Consider the following 16,518-nt stretch of genomic DNA (forward strand, 5'->3'; position numbering starts at 1 on the left):
TATCACTAAATGCTTTACAATGGAATTACAAAAATCGCAACGTCATTAGATAAATTCTAACGAAAGTGCGAAATGATTCATGAATTTATATAGATCTATTAAAGGAGAAATTTTATGAACACTCAGCAATTACAATGCTTCGTCTGTGTCGCCGATACACTGAACTTTACAAAGGCTGCAGAAATTTTATTTTTATCCACACCAACTGTATCTCACCATATAAAATCACTTGAGGAAGAGCTACAAGTGACTTTGTTTATTCGTACATCCAAACTGGTAAAATTGACAGAGTCTGGTAGTTCATTTTATAGTGATGCAAAGGAAATCCTATCTAAGATAGATTTATCTCAAAAAAGAGCACAAAAAGTAGAAAAACAAAAAGTCTCCATCTTGCGAATTGGCTGTACTAGTAATACGGAGCTTTTAACAATCCAAGACTGTTTGACACAACTACACCATACTTTTCCTCAAGTACTACCACATATATCTATTCATGATTTTTTTAGACTAAAGACGCTTTTCAACGAGCATCAACTCGATGTATTACTCGCTTCTAAGGAAATGACCAAAGACATTCAACAGGGTGTGTTTAAAAAAATAAAAGATGTGTCATCTTATGCCCTTATGACAACAGACCACATCCTAGCACAAACGCAACAACCGATCAATTTTTCTCTACTAAAAGATTACCAGCTTATTACACTTCACCCTCGTTTCATTCCATTTCAATACGGCAATAAGCTTCAAGAACAGATAGCATTACATTCTCAATCCCACTTCAATATCCGTTGTGAAAATGATCAGGCTGCTATTTTACTTGCTCGAAGTGGCTATGGAATCGCGATATTACCTGATTTTTGTATTCCAGCTCCTATGAAGGATATGGCTATTTTACCAATTGTCGAAGAAACCACAATCGAATATGGTGTTCTTTATCGCAGTGGTGTAAAAGAGGACTATATCAAGTATTTCGTAAAAAATTTAGCTATAAAAAAAGTGCAGTAACCACTAAAAAAGCTAGTTGCCGCACGTGTGTATTACATGATTTTCCCTTTTAATTCAGATAGTGTTTCACAAGATATAAACACTTTTGTTATTTCTAATAATTGTTCATAGGTTAATGTAGACAACCATGCAGTTTCATCAGTTTCATATTTTTGCATAATCAAATCCGCAACAATAACAAGGTATGCTTCCTCTTTACCTTTACGAGAACCAATCTCAATGCCTTGTTGAACTCCCATCTCTACACCCTTTTCAAGTCCTTCCCTCATTCCCTTTTCCATTCCCTTTTCCATTCCCTTTTCCATTCCCTTTTTCATTCCCTTTTTCATTCCCTTTTTCATACCTTGCTCTAGAGCTATCTGTGTTCTTTCTTCTAATTGGTTTTCAACTCTCATTTCTCCCATTTCAATTGCCATTGCGACAGACCAAAGATCTTCATCATCTTGCATATGTTGATATTTTTCCACGATTGCTTTCACCAACCTTTCATCTGATTTCAGTATATCACGATTTCTACTATTTTTAAATAGATAACAAAGCTGTTCAAATCCACTCATATGTAAAGTTCCTTTTTCTTTCGCTATACGATTAATGACTGGTAAATGAATAAAAATGCTTTTTAAAAGAGAATCACCACCCATAGGATATCCATCTTTATTCATTAATTCATACTTATTAATTAAATTCTCGTTACATAAGGCAATTGCATCTACAAACACTATTTGATATACATGTTTTAGTTTTTTGTAATTATCGCCTTTTCTCAACTGATTTGATAACATTCTACTCAAATACAATTGAAATCTTTTATTATCCACGGATCCGATATACGTTGTCTGCATTTCGATATCATATTCGTTCCCTTGTTCATCTTTCACATGAACATCCAATATCACTCCCTTCTTACCGATAATTTTCGCATCCATAATCGGATTTAAAACTTTGCTCTCTTTGGGATGAATTCCCGTAAGTTCTTCAATGATGGTATGACGAATGAATTTCGATGTTTCATCATCTGCGCTTAATGCATACTTGAAAAATACATCATTACGAAAATTTACTTCTTTAGTTTTTGTAATCATCATTATGATTCCTCCTTGGAAAGGATATACCCCTTCCATAGGTATATACGAAATAAATTCCAAAAATCCTAAAATTTTTACGTATTTGTTAAATTAATTCAAAAAAAAGACGAATCTTTCGATCCGCCTAGAATAATCCTACAATGTGTCCTTCTTCGTTGATATCCATGTTTAATGCTGCTGGTTGCTTTGGAAGCCCTGGCATCGTTAACACTCTTCCAGTCAAAGCAACAATAAATCCTGCACCAAGTGATGGACGAAGTTCACGAACTGTAATTATAAATCCTGTAGGTGCTCCATATAATTTATCATTATCACTTAAAGACATTTGCGTCTTAGCCATACAAATTGGCATCTTATTCCAACCAAGGGAATTATAAAGTTCAATTTGTGCTTTTGCTTCTTCACTAAACTCAACACCATCTCCACCATATACTGTTTTTACAATGGTTTCTATTTTCTCTTCAATAGATTGTTCAACATCATACAATGGAGCGAAACTATTTTCTTTATCGCATAGTTCAATCAATTGGTTCGCTAAATCAATCGCGCCATCTCCACCTTTTGCCCAAACTTGAGACAATGACATTGGATGGTTGTTTTCTTTACACCAATTTTCTAACGCTTCCACTTCTTTTGCTGTATCTGTTGCGAATTCATTGATTGCGATAATATAAGGCAATCCGAATTGTTTCACAGTATCGATATGTTTTGCTAAGTTGGAACATCCTTCTAACATTGCTTCTACATTTTCTTCTTTTAAATCTTCATATGCAACATTACCATGTTGTTTCAATGCACGAATGGTCGCAACTATCACAACTGCACTTGGTTTTAAACCACCGAAACGACATTTAATATCTAAGAATTTTTCTGCACCTAAATCTGCACCAAATCCAGCTTCTGTTACTGTATAATCTGCTAACTTTAAACAAGTTTTTGTTGCTAGGATAGAATTACATCCATGTGCTATATTTGCGAATGGTCCACCATGAATCAACACTGGGTTGTGTTCTAATGTTTGTACCATATTCGGTTTAATAGCATCTTTCAATACCATCGCAAGTGCCCCTTCGATTCCTAAATCTTTTACATAAATAGGTTCACCTTTGCTATTATAAGCAATCAACATATTACTTAAGCGTCTTTTTAAATCCATCAAAGATGTTGATAAACACAATACAGCCATTACTTCAGAAGCTACTGTAATATTAAATCCATCATGACGTTCTACACCATTTGCTTTTGGCCCTTGTCCTATTTCAATAGAGCGAAGTGAGCGATCGTTCATATCTAAACAACGTTTCCAAGTAATATTTTCAATATCGATATCCAATTCATTTCCTTGATGAATATGATTATCTAAACATGCACTTATTAAGTTGTTTGTAGTAGTAATCGCATGCATATCTCCTGTAAAGTGAAGGTTGATATCTTCCATTGGAACTACTTGTGCATATCCTCCACCTGCAGCTCCACCCTTTAGACCAAAAACAGGTCCTAAAGAAGGTTCACGTAAGGCAATCATTGTCTTTTTACCAATTTTATTTAAAGCATCTCCCAATCCAACGGTTGTTGTAGATTTTCCTTCTCCAGCCTTTGTTGGATTGATTGCAGTTACTAAAATCAATTTCCCATCTTCTTTATCCACATTGCGATTCAATAAATCTAAAGAAACTTTAGCTTTATAATTTCCATAGTATTCTAAATCACTTTCTTCTACGCCAATTTTTGCGGCAACATCCTTGATGTTTTCTAACTTGCATTCTTGCGCAATTTCTAAATCTGTCTTAAACATAAAAGCCCCTCCTACATATCTTTCTTTCCGATATCATTACGATAGAATAATTTATCACATGCTATAGCGTGAACATCTGCATATGCTTTATCATACGCTTCTTCTAATGTAGGTGCACTAGCAGTTATTGTTAATACACGCCCTCCATCCGTTACAATCTTTCCATCATGCATTGAGGTTCCCATATGGAAGACCATAGAATCTATCTTATCTAAGCCTTCAATAACAGCACCTTTTGTTGAACTAGCAGGATATCCCTCACTTGCCATAACAACGCCAAGCGTTACATTTTTATCCCATTCTAATTCTGTTTTACTATGATTCATGATATTTTCAATTGCATCACATATATCTGTTTTTAAACGAGGCAAGATAACTTCTGCCTCAGGGTCTCCAAAGCGAGCATTAAATTCAATCGTTTTTACACCGTGTTTAGTTAACATCATTCCACCATACAAGAACCCTGTGAATGGATGTCCTTCTTTCACCATTGCTTTTGCCATTGGAATCATAACATTATTCATAGCTTCATCAATGATGTCCTCAGTAATCTTTTTGACTGGTGAATATACTCCCATACCCCCAGTATTAGGTCCTTTATCTCCATCATATGCACATTTATGATCTTGTGCAATTTCACAAGGAAGTACTAAATCATCACATACGAAACAAATTAAAGAAAATTCAAACCCTACTAAACATTCTTCTAATACTACCTTATTTCCTGGAATATCAAAAGCAATATCAAGTGCTTCAATTGCTTCTTGAATATCCTGCGCAACGGTTACACCTTTTCCCGCTTTCAATCCATCTTCTTTTATAACAATTGGAGCTCCATGTTTTTCCACATAGCAAATAGCATCTGCTTTGTTATGGAACGTTTGATATGCTGCTGTTGGAATTCCGTATTTATCCATAATTTGTTTTGAGAAATCTTTGCTTGATTCTACTTGTGCAGCATCCTTCGTAGGTCCAAAAATCTTTAACCCCTCTTTTTGGAACGCATCTACAACACCTAACGATAGGGTATGTTCAGGACCAACAATGGTCAAATCAATTTCATTTTCTTTCGCAAATTTTGTTAATCCTTCGATATCATTATCCGCGATATTAACACACTCTGCCAAATTTGCCATTCCTGGATTTCCAGGAGCTGCATAAATTTTCTTTACACGTGCACTTCTACTAACTGCATGAACAAGAGCATGTTCTCTTCCGCCCTTACCAATTACCAATACTTTCATTTGCCTCATATCCTTTCCAATTCATTTTAGTTTATATAGTTTCAATTCAAAATACATTATTATTTTACTTTATTTCATGAAACTTTACAATGAAATCGGATAAGGTAAATGCATTCCTATCACATTTATCTAATAGAAGCTAGAAATCTTCTTTTCTCTAAGACAAATACCCTATACACTTTTTTACTCCTATGATTAAAAAAAGTCCCTGTACAAATTCTACAAAGACTTTACTATGTTCATAAAAAGCATTTATTTCGTACAAAACCGTTTGATTGCTTGAGCAACATTCCCATCCATAAGTATAGCAGTTTCTTTCACAATATATTGTGGATTTTCTACCATTCCCCGTCTCACCCAATCAAGTATAATTCCAACAAAAGCATACTTATAAAAGTTCGCAATAAACGCTTTGTCCTCTTCGCGTATAGAAAGATGTTTGCTCATTTCTTCTATCACATGATAAAGAACTTGATACGTTTCACGATATAAAAAGTTTTCTAAATGTTCACGACTGATTGAGTGATATGTGCTTATCGCAAAATCTTTCTCTTCTAGTGCATATTCAAAAATACGTAGATATCCTTCTTCCCAGTTACGATAAGATTTTTTATCCGCAATCACTCTACTAGCTTCATCGGTATATATCCATTCAATCAAATCGTATATATCTTGAAAGTGATAATAAAACGTTTGTCGATTGACTCCACATTCTTCGCATAAGTCTGTGATTGTAATTTTATCTAATGGCTTCTCTATGAGCTTGTTTTTCAATGATGAAGCTAGTGCTTTTTTGGTAGTTGTGGACATTGAACCATCTCCTTGTTCCTGAAATATGCATATAGTATAGCACACTTAAGATTGAAGTATAGTAGGAATGTTTTATCCACAATCTGTTTGTATCTTATGCTTTTGCTTGGGAAATCTTTTGAAACATCCATCGAACGAATGCTCCACCAAAAAATATTTGCCATCCTAACGCCATTGGAAAATTCATTGCGGTTGTTTGTAGCCACACACCAATGATTTCTACACCTGCATTCTTAAATAAAAGCGTTGCGATAAAGCTCATGATGGGACACATAAGACATACGATTACAGAACATAACACCAAACGAATAAAAAATGGACGATCTTGTTTAGGGTCTACAAGTTTGAACGTAATGTGAGTTGCTAGTTTTTCAATGATAAAGAACTCAAGTATAATCGCAATCGGCCACATAATCATCATTTCATGAAACGCAAGTATGAATACTTGATTTGACATTCCACCAAGTGCAAGGGAAATATTATAACATATCATTGCGTACACCATGATAAACGCCATGGCAAGCGTAAAAATAAAGCTTTGTAATTTTGTTTTTGGCATAAAGAAACCTCCTATTGTACCGTATATTGTGTTGTTTCACGCAACTTGTGCGGTTTCTAATTTATACCAAAATACTTTTATACACCGTCGTAGATAATATCATATTTTTTTATTCTATGTAAGTATTTATTTTACATTATATAAAAAGTGCTCAAGGCCCTTCTCAATCATGAATGTACATGATAAAGAATTGCAAAGAGCACTGTATTGCTTCTTATTCCCATTTTGTATGAAAGGTTCCCTCTTTATCGGTTCTTTCATATGTATGAGCGCCAAAGAAATCACGTTGAGCTTGCAATAGATTTGTACTTAAATACTTTGTACACATTCCATCTAAGTATTGAACAGAACTACTTAACACAGGTGTAAAACACTTGTTTTTTATAGCATGTAAAAGTACTCGTCTAGCCCCATCATTACATTGTTTGATTTCTTTTGAAAGTACATCTGATAATAATAAATGTTCAAGCTTTGCATCTTTCATATAAGCCCTAATAATTTCTTGAAGAAACACCGATTTGATAATACAGCCATTTTGCCAAATACGTGCAACTTCCTTCATATCAATTTGATAATCATTTTCTAATGATACCTTATGAATCAAGTGAAGTCCTTGTGCATATGTAGAAATCCTAGCCGTATATAAAGCATCTTCTAAATCTTGCAATAAATCTCCTTCATAGGGTATATAAGCATCTTTTTTATAGTGCTCGCTTAGTTGTTCACGTATTAACTTTTCACTCGATAGAAAGCGAACTTGAACTGCTTCAGTTAAACTCGGTATTGCAAGAGCAAAATCAAAAGAAATTTGTGATGTCCACTTTCCTGTCCCTTTCTGTCGAGCAAGATCGCTTATATATGGTAATAAATACTCACCCTCTTCTTTATGGCAAAGAATTTCATATGTAATATCCATTAGATATGATTTTAATTTACCACTTCGCAAAACGTCCCATGCTTGAATTATTTCCTCTTGCGACTGAAGATTGTCTTTTAGTATTTCATAAGCTTCCGCAATAACTTGCATATCAGCGTATTCGATTCCATTATGTACCATTTTTACAAAATGACCAGATCCGCCTTTCCCTATATAAGTGCAACATGCACTTCCATCTTCATTATGAGCAGCTATGCTCTCCAAAATTTCTTTTACTGATTGATATGCTTCTGCATTTCCAGAAGGCATGATACTTGGCCCTAACAAAGCCCCCATTTCTCCACCTGACACTCCACTTCCTATAAAATGAATTCCAACCGATTCAAGTTCGTCTTGACGCCGTTGCGTTTCTTTATAGAACGTATTTCCACAATCCAATAAAATATCTCCCCTTTGCAGTAGAGGAATCAAAGCTTTGATAACATCATCTACCGCAAAATCCGCTACCATAAGTATAATTTTTCGCGGTTTTTCAAGGCTTTGCACAAACTCTTCTAATGTATCGAACCCTTCTATTCCCTGATATGTGTTTACAAACGTATGAAGTACCTCTTTATTTCGATTATAGACACTGATGCTATGATTTTTAGAGTGAATATTCCTTGCCAAAGATTGACCCATGACACCTAAGCCATATAAGCCTATTTTATTTCCCATACATCATTTCCTCTTCTTTTATTCTTTTCTTTAATTCTATTTTTGCATCTTCGATTAATGATGGATTGTTAAAAAGCTCAACAATAGCATTTGCCATAGCTTTTGAAGTTACATCCAAGCAATGCTTTCCATTTTCACTAATAGATAATTCTCGAAATTGTTCCGTATGTCCTGAAATCTTTTTTTCAGGTAATATGGTTCCATATATATTACAGGAAGGAATAACACGTGATACATTCCCTAGATCCTCTCCACCAGCATCACTAGGCATACCATCCATCACTCCTTCATGAAGTGCGAGCAGTTCGTTTCGACTCAAATCACCAAGTACAGCATTAGGTGTTCTACCAAGGTATCCACCTAACTCTTCCATAAATACTCGACAGCCCGTTGCTAATCCCATCCCTTTTGCTATATTTCGAATCTTTGTTTTTATCATAGATATATTAGATGCAACCATCGTTGAAATTTCAACTTCTAATTTTGCGTGATCACTTATTCTGCCGAGGTCAGTATTTGTTTCACTTATAATACAGCAAATGTGTACATCATCGCGAAGTTGCTGACGAAGTAATCCAATCGCTTGATAAAATAACGATGCAGCATCAAGAGCATTGATGCCATCCTCTGGATGACTCTGCGCATGTGCACTTTTCCCTTCAAACGATATCGAAAGATCACAGAAGCTTGCACATGATCCGCCAATTCGTGTCATAGCACTCGTTGGATGCATAAGAAATACTGCATCTAGGTGATCAAATTCGCCATGCTCTAACATGATGATTTTTCCACCGCCATCTTCTTCAGCAGGTGTACCATATACTTCAATGGTTCCCTTTAAATCACTATTTTCTAATGCTTTTTTTACAGCATAAGCACACCCTAGCGCACTACTTGCAATCAAATGATGTCCACAAGCATGTCCCATATGTTCAAGTGCATCATATTCCGCAAAAACGGCAATATGAGGACCATTTCCTTTTTCAAAACGAGCACGGAATGCGGTTGGTAATTTTCCAACGTTCTTATCAATCGCAAACCCATGATTCTCTAATTCCTCACATAGTGCTGCACAAGCTTTTTTTTCTGCAAAGGCTACTTCAGGATTCTCAAACAGATAGTTCGCAATGTTCCATAACCCTTCAAATTCTTGGTCGATTGTCTCTGTGCATAGCTGCTTGATATCTTTAAGTTTCATAAGCAAATGACACCTTAAACAATTTTAAAGAAAGATAAGATTAAACTTGCAATGATAATTCCAATTAAAATTCCTCCATATTTTTGCCCTTTTTTCTTCATGTAAAAGTAAATCCCACAAATAAGTGCAAACGGTAATAACCCTGGTAAAATGCCATCAAGAATATCTTGTAATAAGATTGGATCACTATTTTCCAGTTTGAATCCTGCTGTAGTTGTCAAAGATACATATCCAGCGGAAAGTGCTCCCATCATCATTAATCCCAAAATACTACATGCATCGATGATATGATTCATTAATCCGCTTTGAATAAGCTTGCTAATGGCAGATCTTCCTAATGTATACCCTAGTTTACTCATGTACAGGCCAATAAAGTACCCTGAAATTGGAAACAGTAGTACAAAGAATGCACCAAGTAAGTTGTTTGATAATGCTAAAGTTGTGGCTAATGCCAAACAAATTGGTTTTATTGTTCCCCAAATCAGCGTATCTCCAATACCCGCAATAGGCCCCATAAGTCCTGTCTTTAATGCGACAATCATTTCATCCGACATCTCTTCTTCATTGATTGCCATTTCTTCTTCTAAAGACAATGATATACCTTGAATGACAGAACCTATAGTTCCCTCTGTATTGAAAAATTGTAGATGTCGTAATAATGCTTTTTGGTAATCCTCATCATTTGGATAAATTTTACGTAACGCATTCTGAATACTTGCACAAAATGATAAGGACTGCATACGATCATAACAATGCGATACTTCACAAATCCAATACCATGTGTTGTATGCGCGAAATAAATCTTTATTAGTTAATTTACCTGTTTTTTTAACCTCTGCCATAATTACACCTCATTTTTCTTTTTCGTCATTAAGAATAAATATAAAACAGCAATACATACTCCGAATACAGCAATCCCCATCGTCGGTACATTCAAGTAAATTACTGTGAAGAAACCGATTACAAAGAATGGTAGAAATTCTCTTTTTCCAATTGTATAAACAGCCATCGCAAAACCTATTGCAGGTAAAGTACCTCCGGCAACTTCAACACCATGCATTGCCCAATCTGGAATTGCCTCGATTGCACTTTGCACAATTGTTGGTGCTAAAATATTCGCTAAGAAAATAGGAACAGCGGTTAATAGAAACGTTAGTAGTAATGGATATATGGTAGCATTTCTATTTAATCCTTTGTAGTTTCCTTTCTTTACAGCACGTTCTGCACGTATAGTAAACGTTGAGTTAATTGAATATTTTAAATTCCATAAAACTGATCCTAAAATACCAAATGGAACAGCAAGTACAGTCGCAGCGTGAGCATCTAAGCCTGTCCTTAATGCAATTGGAATTGCTACTAATGCTGCACTTGATGCACATGCAGGAACAGTTCCCCCTGGATAGATAATTCCCAAATACATTAGCTCCAAAGATCCCCCAATTAATAACCCTTCTTTTACTTGACCAGTTAATATACCTAATAATGCACCAACCAGTACAGGTTGTCCTAAAGTATCACTTAGCGTGTATCCAAAGTCTGTCGTAGAAACAAACTGCCATAATCCACAGAACAAGGCAATCATAATTAAATTTGTATCCATCATTTTCCTCCTAATTATCGAATTGTAACTTTTCGATTACTTTCTCTATTTCAATTTTTTGTTGTGTCGGAACTACATGGATATACACATGTTTATCTTCTGCACACATTTCTTTTATTAGGCTTACGTCATAAGCATCAAAAGAAATTCCAGATGATGTACCGACACGTCCCGCTCCACCACCTAATCCACCTATTTGAATTTGACTCATTGGAAAATTTAGTTTTTGTAAGGCTCTACAATCACTAACTCCTTTAAACAATAAAAGCACATTTCCTTCTCCAAGCTGGTTTTCTTTCCAACTTGTAGCCATTTCTTGAACCGTATAAATATCAACTTTCACATTGGAAGGTGCAGCCATTTTATAAACGCTTCCTAGAAAATCATCCTTTGCTAATGCATCATTTACAATGACAATACGATTTGCATTTGCTTCTTTCACCCACTTTGTTACTACTTGTCCATGAATTAAACGGAAGTCAATTCTAATCAATTTGATATCTGCCATACATTTCACTTACCTTTCTTTTAAAATCTTTAATACATCTTTTCCACTTTCTTGAAGTGTACAAATACCAATCTCTTTTAATTCCTTAAATGGTACTTGCATCATCTGTGATGTTACTTCTAAATACATTGCTAAGTTCAAACCTGTGATAGCTTCCATGTCATATGTTTTTGACAATATTGCACAGGTGTTGCAGGGCGTACCTCCAAACAAATCAACTAGACATAGAACTTTTGATGGGCCCTTCTTCAGTTCTTCCTCTAGCAGCATTTTGTAATCTTCTGGTGGCATCCCTTGTAGCAATGGAAATGCAAACACATTTTCTACTTTGCCTGCAATCATTTCAGCTGATTTTATAAGTTCTTCACAAAACTTTCCATGAGAGCAAACAAATATTTTGATATCTTTCATGCTTAATCTCCTTTCAAGCCAACTCACCCTTCTTATAGCAAATTCCGTGCCAAAATAAAAAACGCCATAGTTACGGCGTTTTTTACACTTTATTTTATAGCGTGTTATTCTGTGTCAAAGATGTCCATAATATATGTTACTTCTGTGTCAGAAATCACAATTTGGAACTCGTCTTCAATAACTTTCATCCCTGTGCGAATTATTCTATATAATTTTTCATTTCTTTGAATTCTTGTTTTATAGTCATCATACTCCATTTCTTGTCTACGGACACATCTTTCAATCATACAGCCAACATGTAGCATATATCCAATCAATACACGATTATAATCATCCACTTGATACATTTTTGAAATCATTTTGAAGGATTTACGAATGGATACATCTGCTTTCGAAGGATCAAGAAAAATTAAGGACTCTTTTAGAAAATTATTGGTCATAAAATTTGGTGGAATCAAATTATCAGCTTCCACTCCAATTGTTGTCTGTAGGATTTGATTCAGTTGAGGCAATCCATCTTCAAGAATTAATCGATCACTAGAAATATATATAACATCTTGTAATTGCAAATCGATTGCCCCTACAACCGCTAGTATCGTCTTATTTAGAATATCTTTTTGATAAAATGTTTCCTTATTGCATGGAATGATTTCTATCAGATAATCTTTGATTAATGGTAACGCAGAGCGAATCAAGTCTCCTAATTTTATAGCAGCACCTTCGCCAGTGATACACGTTGTGATAATGGCGAATTTTTCTTTTGTTCTTTTCTCTTTGGTGTACAATTTTCCAATATAGGGTGTATAGCTTCTAAGCTCTTTATATAGCGCATCTAATTCATATTCACTTAACATTGTCTTACGCAAAGCTTCCAAAACAAATGGTGTTGTTGCCATATCTATAGTACGAATAGCAATTCCAGTATTTTTCATAATCATCTCACCAAACGACAACAAAGACCCCATGTCTACTAATAACAAAACACCTTTACCTTCATCGATTTCTTTTACCTTATCCGTAACGATTGTCAAAAATTCATCTACATTTTGATGTAAACTCATATCGAGTGCATGTCCATGTCTTGTATGTAAAAGGGTATTTGCAACATCTACCATATTACGCGCAACACCATTGCCATGAGCAATTACAAGTAATGCTATGTTTTGTGATATCTTTTCTTCTTTTCCGATACATAAGAACATAGTAAAGAAAATTAATTCTTGTTCATCAAACATTATTTCTAATTCTTTTTCCAAATATGCACGTATTTCTTTTGCTACGATATACTCATTTGGATTTTCACGCAACACTTCTTGAACATTAGATGTAAGTTCGCTACTTCCTCTCTTATGTTCCATAAGTGCTGATATATGAAGAGCCATTGCAATACAAACTCTTTGTGAAATCGTCCTACGTAGTTTTTGACCAGCTAATTGTAAAGCTATTTCAGTCGCATGATAAATATGTAAAGGAATAATTTTATGCAAAACATCTTCTTCCTCTTCTGCTTGTGCTTTATCAAACAAAGACTGTGTATATTGGTTGATGTAGTACTGGATGTTATCATTTGCTTCTTTTGCGCTTACTCCATGAATTTCATATTCATGAAATTTATGATTGATTTCTTTGTAAATATCTTGAAATTTACGATCATAATTTTCTTCAGATGTTTCTTTATCGTATATCAAAGTAGTACTATCATGCAACTTTAAAAATCCCTTAATTTCTTTCTGCTTTGTTGAATTTAACAATCCTCTATATATATGATCTTGTAAGATATTCGTTGTAATTTTGATTTCTTCATAATCCTTCATTTTAAATGCTAAAAAACCATTTGCACACAATAAGCGAATATCTGCTTTTAGCTGCCCAATATTACCTTTGCATTCATAGGAAAGTAAAGCACATATAACTTTATGATTCACATGGATAGGAATACGTACCTGATTATATTCTTGGCGGAAAAATTTCTCAATTAAATCATAACGTTCCTGCATGGAACGTTCATCCAAGGAGGGCATTGTAATATTCATTGGAATTCGTCTTAAAAACGTTTGCAATAAAGAACTCTCTAAATTTTCTGTAGTTGCGGCTATGATTAATATCTTTTTAAGTTCTACATTCTCATTCGCCCCTAATTTTCGATACTCTCCACGATCCATTAACATGAATAACATTTCTTGTCCTTCTGGAGGTAAACGGTGTACTTCATCCAAAAAGAGAACACCACCACGAGCTTTTTCCACCAATCCATCACTGGATACATCAGCTCCTGTATAGGCACCTTTTACATATCCAAATAGTTGACTCAACAATAGCTGAGGATTATCTGCATATTCCGCACAATTAAAAATAACAAACTGTGCTCCCTTATCTAATACTCCATATGAAACTGCATAATGAAACATAATTTCCGCAAACATCGTTTTCCCTGAACCCGTCGGTCCTACTAACAATGTGTGCAATCCAAAAGGAGGATAAATCATTGCTGCTTTTGCTTTCTTAATCACTGTTTTCAGACTTTCTTCACTACCAATTACATGATAAAAATCATCTACACTATTCGAATCTAACCCTAATAAATCATGTAGAGAGTCTGTTTCAAATTGGGTAATTTTCTTACGCAATAGTTGCTCCATACATTCTACATCGAAATAATAAACAGGACGACCCATTGTTTTGATAACCATTTTATCCTGCTGTAGCTGATTTAATTCCTTACTTGTGTTTGCTCGATCAAGATCAAGTATTTGTGCAATCTCAGCAGCAGTAATACCATCGAATCCTTGCTCTATTTGCTGCTGTGTAATATCCTGACAGAGACGTTTTAAACAGTCGTAAATCCTAGATTTTCTTAACATTTCATGCACCCCAATTTTCTTTTTTTACGCTTATTCACAATCATCATCATACATATATCTTCTAACTTCCGATTATAGATGATATATGTATAAATGTCAAAATAAAGCACTTCCAAATATTGGTTATTCATACATATTCGCTCTGTCTAATTCATGTGAATTACAAGATGTAAAAAAAACACTCCAAAATTAATGAAGTGTTTAAGCGTGCATTTCATCCAATCGGCGATATAAATCCATAAACTCATCGCAAAGAATTTTAAAACATTCTGCACTCATCAATTGATCTTGCGCATGGGTTAATAAAATATTCAATTCAACCTTTTCACCACCAGCTTCTTGTTGAATTAACTGTTGATGAATACGATGTCCTTTCGCATACATTTCATTCCCTTGCCTAACCAATGTATTGCACATTTCATAGTTATGACTCTTTGCCTCCTGTATAGCTTGAATATAAGAATTTCGTGCTTGCCCTACAGAAGAAATGATTTCCAAAATCTCTAATTCTGAACTTACCATCGCTCTCACCTCGCGTCAATCTGTGTCCCTATTGTATCATACTTTAAGAAAACATTTTACTACGAATTTAGGAAATAGATATTTTTTCCTTTGGGAAGTAAATTTTTGCCTCTTCTTTCAAATCTACCTTTGTTAAAGCTTGTACAATATCACTCGCACTCGATAACTCTTTCACTTCTCCACTATCACTTAATACCCAAATATTATGTGTTCCTTCTTTTCCTGCATATGGTGAATATGGCTTTTGTGAAACAGCATCTTGAAATACATAATACGTATCATCGTATCCCATTTCTCTTACTTTTTCACGGATTCTTTCCACATCCGCAGGATCATTACTACTAATATATTCAAACAGATGACGATTCAATAATCGATAAGCCAGATCACTTAATGTGAAGTCCTCACAGTTTTGGAGTAATGCAAATCCATATAAAGCTGCAGATTCATCAAGACGATGTAAGTCATGAATACTAGCCTCTTCACCAGCTAAGAATGGTTCAAACATTGGCACATCCTTCAAGATTTCTGGGTGAAGCGTATAGACATCTTTCATACGTTGAAACATAATGGATAAAAGAGCTTCATAACTACGTGCTACAGGATGTAAATAAACTTGCCAATACATATGGTATCGCGCCATAATATAATCCTCGACACTATGAATACCACTTTCTTTCACAACAATTCTTCCATCTTTCACACGGATTGTTCTTAGGATTCTTTCCAAATCAAAATTCCCATAACTTGTACCCGTAAAATAAGCATCACGTAATAAATAATCCATACGATCCGCATCCAATTGTCCACTTACCAATTGGTTCATACATTCTTTAGGATGTTGATACAAAATAATACTTGCGACATCAGAAGGAAGTTTAGGGTCATAACGCATTAGAATATCATGAATCTCACTATCTTCCATAATTATCTTTACTGTATATTCTTCATGCTTATATACACTGATGCCTTCAAATGCATGAGAAAAAGGTCCATGTCCTATATCGTGTAAAAGTCCAGCTAACATTGCACAAGCTTTTTCATATTCCGTTAATTCTTTACTTAAGGAATCAATTTCCTCTACCATACGTCGTACAATTTCATACACCCCTAAAGAATGTGAAAAACGTGAATGTTCTGCAGTATGATATACCTGAAAATCTCCACCTAATTGATGAATCCGGCGTAATCTTTGCATCTCCTTAGCATTGATACAATCCCATATCACTTGTAAGTCCACATGGATATATCCGTGAATTGGATCTCTCATGACCTTGGTTTCATTCGTCTTTAACATAATCTCACGCCCCTTTTCTATAGTATACT

General features: G+C 34.8%; 15 protein-coding genes. 1 reads left to right on the forward strand and 14 read right to left on the reverse strand.

Annotated features, from left to right (window positions below; genetic code table 11):
• Positions 1-114 precede the first annotated feature (114 nt).
• Positions 115-1,005 carry a LysR family transcriptional regulator gene (locus ACWG0P_RS02190; RefSeq protein WP_455800283.1) on the forward strand — a complete coding sequence of 297 codons (891 nt, stop codon included), beginning with the start codon at positions 115-117 and terminating at the stop codon, positions 1,003-1,005.
• Between the two features lie 32 nt (positions 1,006-1,037).
• Here ACWG0P_RS02190 and ACWG0P_RS02195 read toward each other — a convergent pair whose 3' ends face one another.
• From ACWG0P_RS02195 to ACWG0P_RS02260, 14 genes are all read right to left on the reverse strand, one after another.
• The gene (locus ACWG0P_RS02195; RefSeq protein WP_455800284.1) at positions 1,038-2,090 is read right to left on the reverse strand and encodes a PD-(D/E)XK nuclease family transposase; all 1,053 of its coding nucleotides are present in this window, start codon (positions 2,088-2,090) and stop codon (positions 1,038-1,040) included.
• A gap of 124 nt (positions 2,091-2,214) precedes the next feature.
• The gene (locus ACWG0P_RS02200) at positions 2,215-3,885 is read right to left on the reverse strand and encodes a formate--tetrahydrofolate ligase (RefSeq protein WP_455800285.1); all 1,671 of its coding nucleotides are present in this window, start codon (positions 3,883-3,885) and stop codon (positions 2,215-2,217) included.
• An 11-nt stretch (positions 3,886-3,896) separates the two neighbouring features.
• Positions 3,897-5,129, reverse strand: a complete 1,233-nt coding sequence (gene purD / locus ACWG0P_RS02205; protein WP_455800286.1) for a phosphoribosylamine--glycine ligase — start codon at positions 5,127-5,129, stop codon at positions 3,897-3,899.
• 252 nt (positions 5,130-5,381) lie between these two features.
• Entirely contained in the window at positions 5,382-5,939 is a 558-nt protein-coding gene (locus tag ACWG0P_RS02210) for a TetR/AcrR family transcriptional regulator (RefSeq protein WP_455800287.1), read from the reverse strand.
• 94 nt (positions 5,940-6,033) lie between these two features.
• Complete coding sequence (locus ACWG0P_RS02215; protein WP_455800288.1) at positions 6,034-6,498, reverse strand: DUF2798 domain-containing protein; 465 nt, start codon at positions 6,496-6,498, stop codon at positions 6,034-6,036.
• Positions 6,499-6,712: 214 nt separating this feature from the next.
• The gene (gene gndA / locus ACWG0P_RS02220) at positions 6,713-8,092 is read right to left on the reverse strand and encodes an NADP-dependent phosphogluconate dehydrogenase (RefSeq protein ID WP_455800289.1); all 1,380 of its coding nucleotides are present in this window, start codon (positions 8,090-8,092) and stop codon (positions 6,713-6,715) included.
• Positions 8,082-9,290: an amidohydrolase gene (locus tag ACWG0P_RS02225; protein WP_455800290.1), complete on the reverse strand. Its 1,209-nt coding sequence runs from the start codon at positions 9,288-9,290 to the stop codon at positions 8,082-8,084. Before ACWG0P_RS02225 ends, gndA begins: the two co-directional genes overlap by 11 nt.
• A 14-nt stretch (positions 9,291-9,304) precedes the next feature.
• Positions 9,305-10,132, reverse strand: a complete 828-nt coding sequence (locus ACWG0P_RS02230) for a PTS system mannose/fructose/sorbose family transporter subunit IID (RefSeq protein WP_455800291.1) — start codon at positions 10,130-10,132, stop codon at positions 9,305-9,307.
• 2 nt (positions 10,133-10,134) lie between these two features.
• A complete protein-coding gene (locus ACWG0P_RS02235; RefSeq protein WP_455789858.1) occupies positions 10,135-10,890 on the reverse strand; it encodes a PTS mannose/fructose/sorbose/N-acetylgalactosamine transporter subunit IIC in 756 nt (251 codons plus the stop codon).
• Positions 10,891-10,900: 10 nt separating this feature from the next.
• Positions 10,901-11,398 (reverse strand): PTS system mannose/fructose/N-acetylgalactosamine-transporter subunit IIB, encoded by a 498-nt coding sequence (locus ACWG0P_RS02240; protein WP_455800292.1) that lies wholly within the window; start codon positions 11,396-11,398, stop codon positions 10,901-10,903.
• Positions 11,399-11,407: 9 nt separating this feature from the next.
• Positions 11,408-11,809 (reverse strand): PTS sugar transporter subunit IIA, encoded by a 402-nt coding sequence (locus ACWG0P_RS02245; RefSeq protein WP_455800293.1) that lies wholly within the window; start codon positions 11,807-11,809, stop codon positions 11,408-11,410.
• 104 nt (positions 11,810-11,913) lie between these two features.
• Positions 11,914-14,670 (reverse strand): sigma 54-interacting transcriptional regulator, encoded by a 2,757-nt coding sequence (locus ACWG0P_RS02250; RefSeq protein ID WP_455800294.1) that lies wholly within the window; start codon positions 14,668-14,670, stop codon positions 11,914-11,916.
• 201 nt (positions 14,671-14,871) lie between these two features.
• Positions 14,872-15,192, reverse strand: a complete 321-nt coding sequence (locus ACWG0P_RS02255; protein ID WP_455789854.1) for a PTS lactose/cellobiose transporter subunit IIA — start codon at positions 15,190-15,192, stop codon at positions 14,872-14,874.
• Between the two features lie 67 nt (positions 15,193-15,259).
• A complete protein-coding gene (locus ACWG0P_RS02260; RefSeq protein WP_455800295.1) occupies positions 15,260-16,489 on the reverse strand; it encodes an HD domain-containing protein in 1,230 nt (409 codons plus the stop codon).
• Positions 16,490-16,518: the final 29 nt, after the last annotated feature.

The sequence above is a fragment of the Amedibacillus sp. YH-ame6 genome (assembly GCF_053848845.1).

Excerpts from the sequence above, each read along its gene's own strand:
- ACWG0P_RS02190 (WP_455800283.1), top strand. The coding sequence starts at position 115 with ATGAACACTCAGCAATTACAATGCTTCGTCTGTGTCGCCGATACACTG.
- ACWG0P_RS02195 (WP_455800284.1), bottom strand. The coding sequence starts at position 2,090 with ATGATGATTACAAAAACTAAAGAAGTAAATTTTCGTAATGATGTATTT.
- ACWG0P_RS02200 (WP_455800285.1), bottom strand. The coding sequence starts at position 3,885 with ATGTTTAAGACAGATTTAGAAATTGCGCAAGAATGCAAGTTAGAAAAC.
- purD (WP_455800286.1), bottom strand. The coding sequence starts at position 5,129 with ATGAAAGTATTGGTAATTGGTAAGGGCGGAAGAGAACATGCTCTTGTT.
- ACWG0P_RS02210 (WP_455800287.1), bottom strand. The coding sequence starts at position 5,939 with ATGTCCACAACTACCAAAAAAGCACTAGCTTCATCATTGAAAAACAAG.
- ACWG0P_RS02215 (WP_455800288.1), bottom strand. The coding sequence starts at position 6,498 with ATGCCAAAAACAAAATTACAAAGCTTTATTTTTACGCTTGCCATGGCG.
- gndA (WP_455800289.1), bottom strand. The coding sequence starts at position 8,092 with ATGGGAAATAAAATAGGCTTATATGGCTTAGGTGTCATGGGTCAATCT.
- ACWG0P_RS02225 (WP_455800290.1), bottom strand. The coding sequence starts at position 9,290 with ATGAAACTTAAAGATATCAAGCAGCTATGCACAGAGACAATCGACCAA.
- ACWG0P_RS02230 (WP_455800291.1), bottom strand. The coding sequence starts at position 10,132 with ATGGCAGAGGTTAAAAAAACAGGTAAATTAACTAATAAAGATTTATTT.
- ACWG0P_RS02235 (WP_455789858.1), bottom strand. The coding sequence starts at position 10,890 with ATGGATACAAATTTAATTATGATTGCCTTGTTCTGTGGATTATGGCAG.
- ACWG0P_RS02240 (WP_455800292.1), bottom strand. The coding sequence starts at position 11,398 with ATGGCAGATATCAAATTGATTAGAATTGACTTCCGTTTAATTCATGGA.
- ACWG0P_RS02245 (WP_455800293.1), bottom strand. The coding sequence starts at position 11,809 with ATGAAAGATATCAAAATATTTGTTTGCTCTCATGGAAAGTTTTGTGAA.
- ACWG0P_RS02250 (WP_455800294.1), bottom strand. The coding sequence starts at position 14,670 with ATGTTAAGAAAATCTAGGATTTACGACTGTTTAAAACGTCTCTGTCAG.
- ACWG0P_RS02255 (WP_455789854.1), bottom strand. The coding sequence starts at position 15,192 with ATGGTAAGTTCAGAATTAGAGATTTTGGAAATCATTTCTTCTGTAGGG.
- ACWG0P_RS02260 (WP_455800295.1), bottom strand. The coding sequence starts at position 16,489 with ATGTTAAAGACGAATGAAACCAAGGTCATGAGAGATCCAATTCACGGA.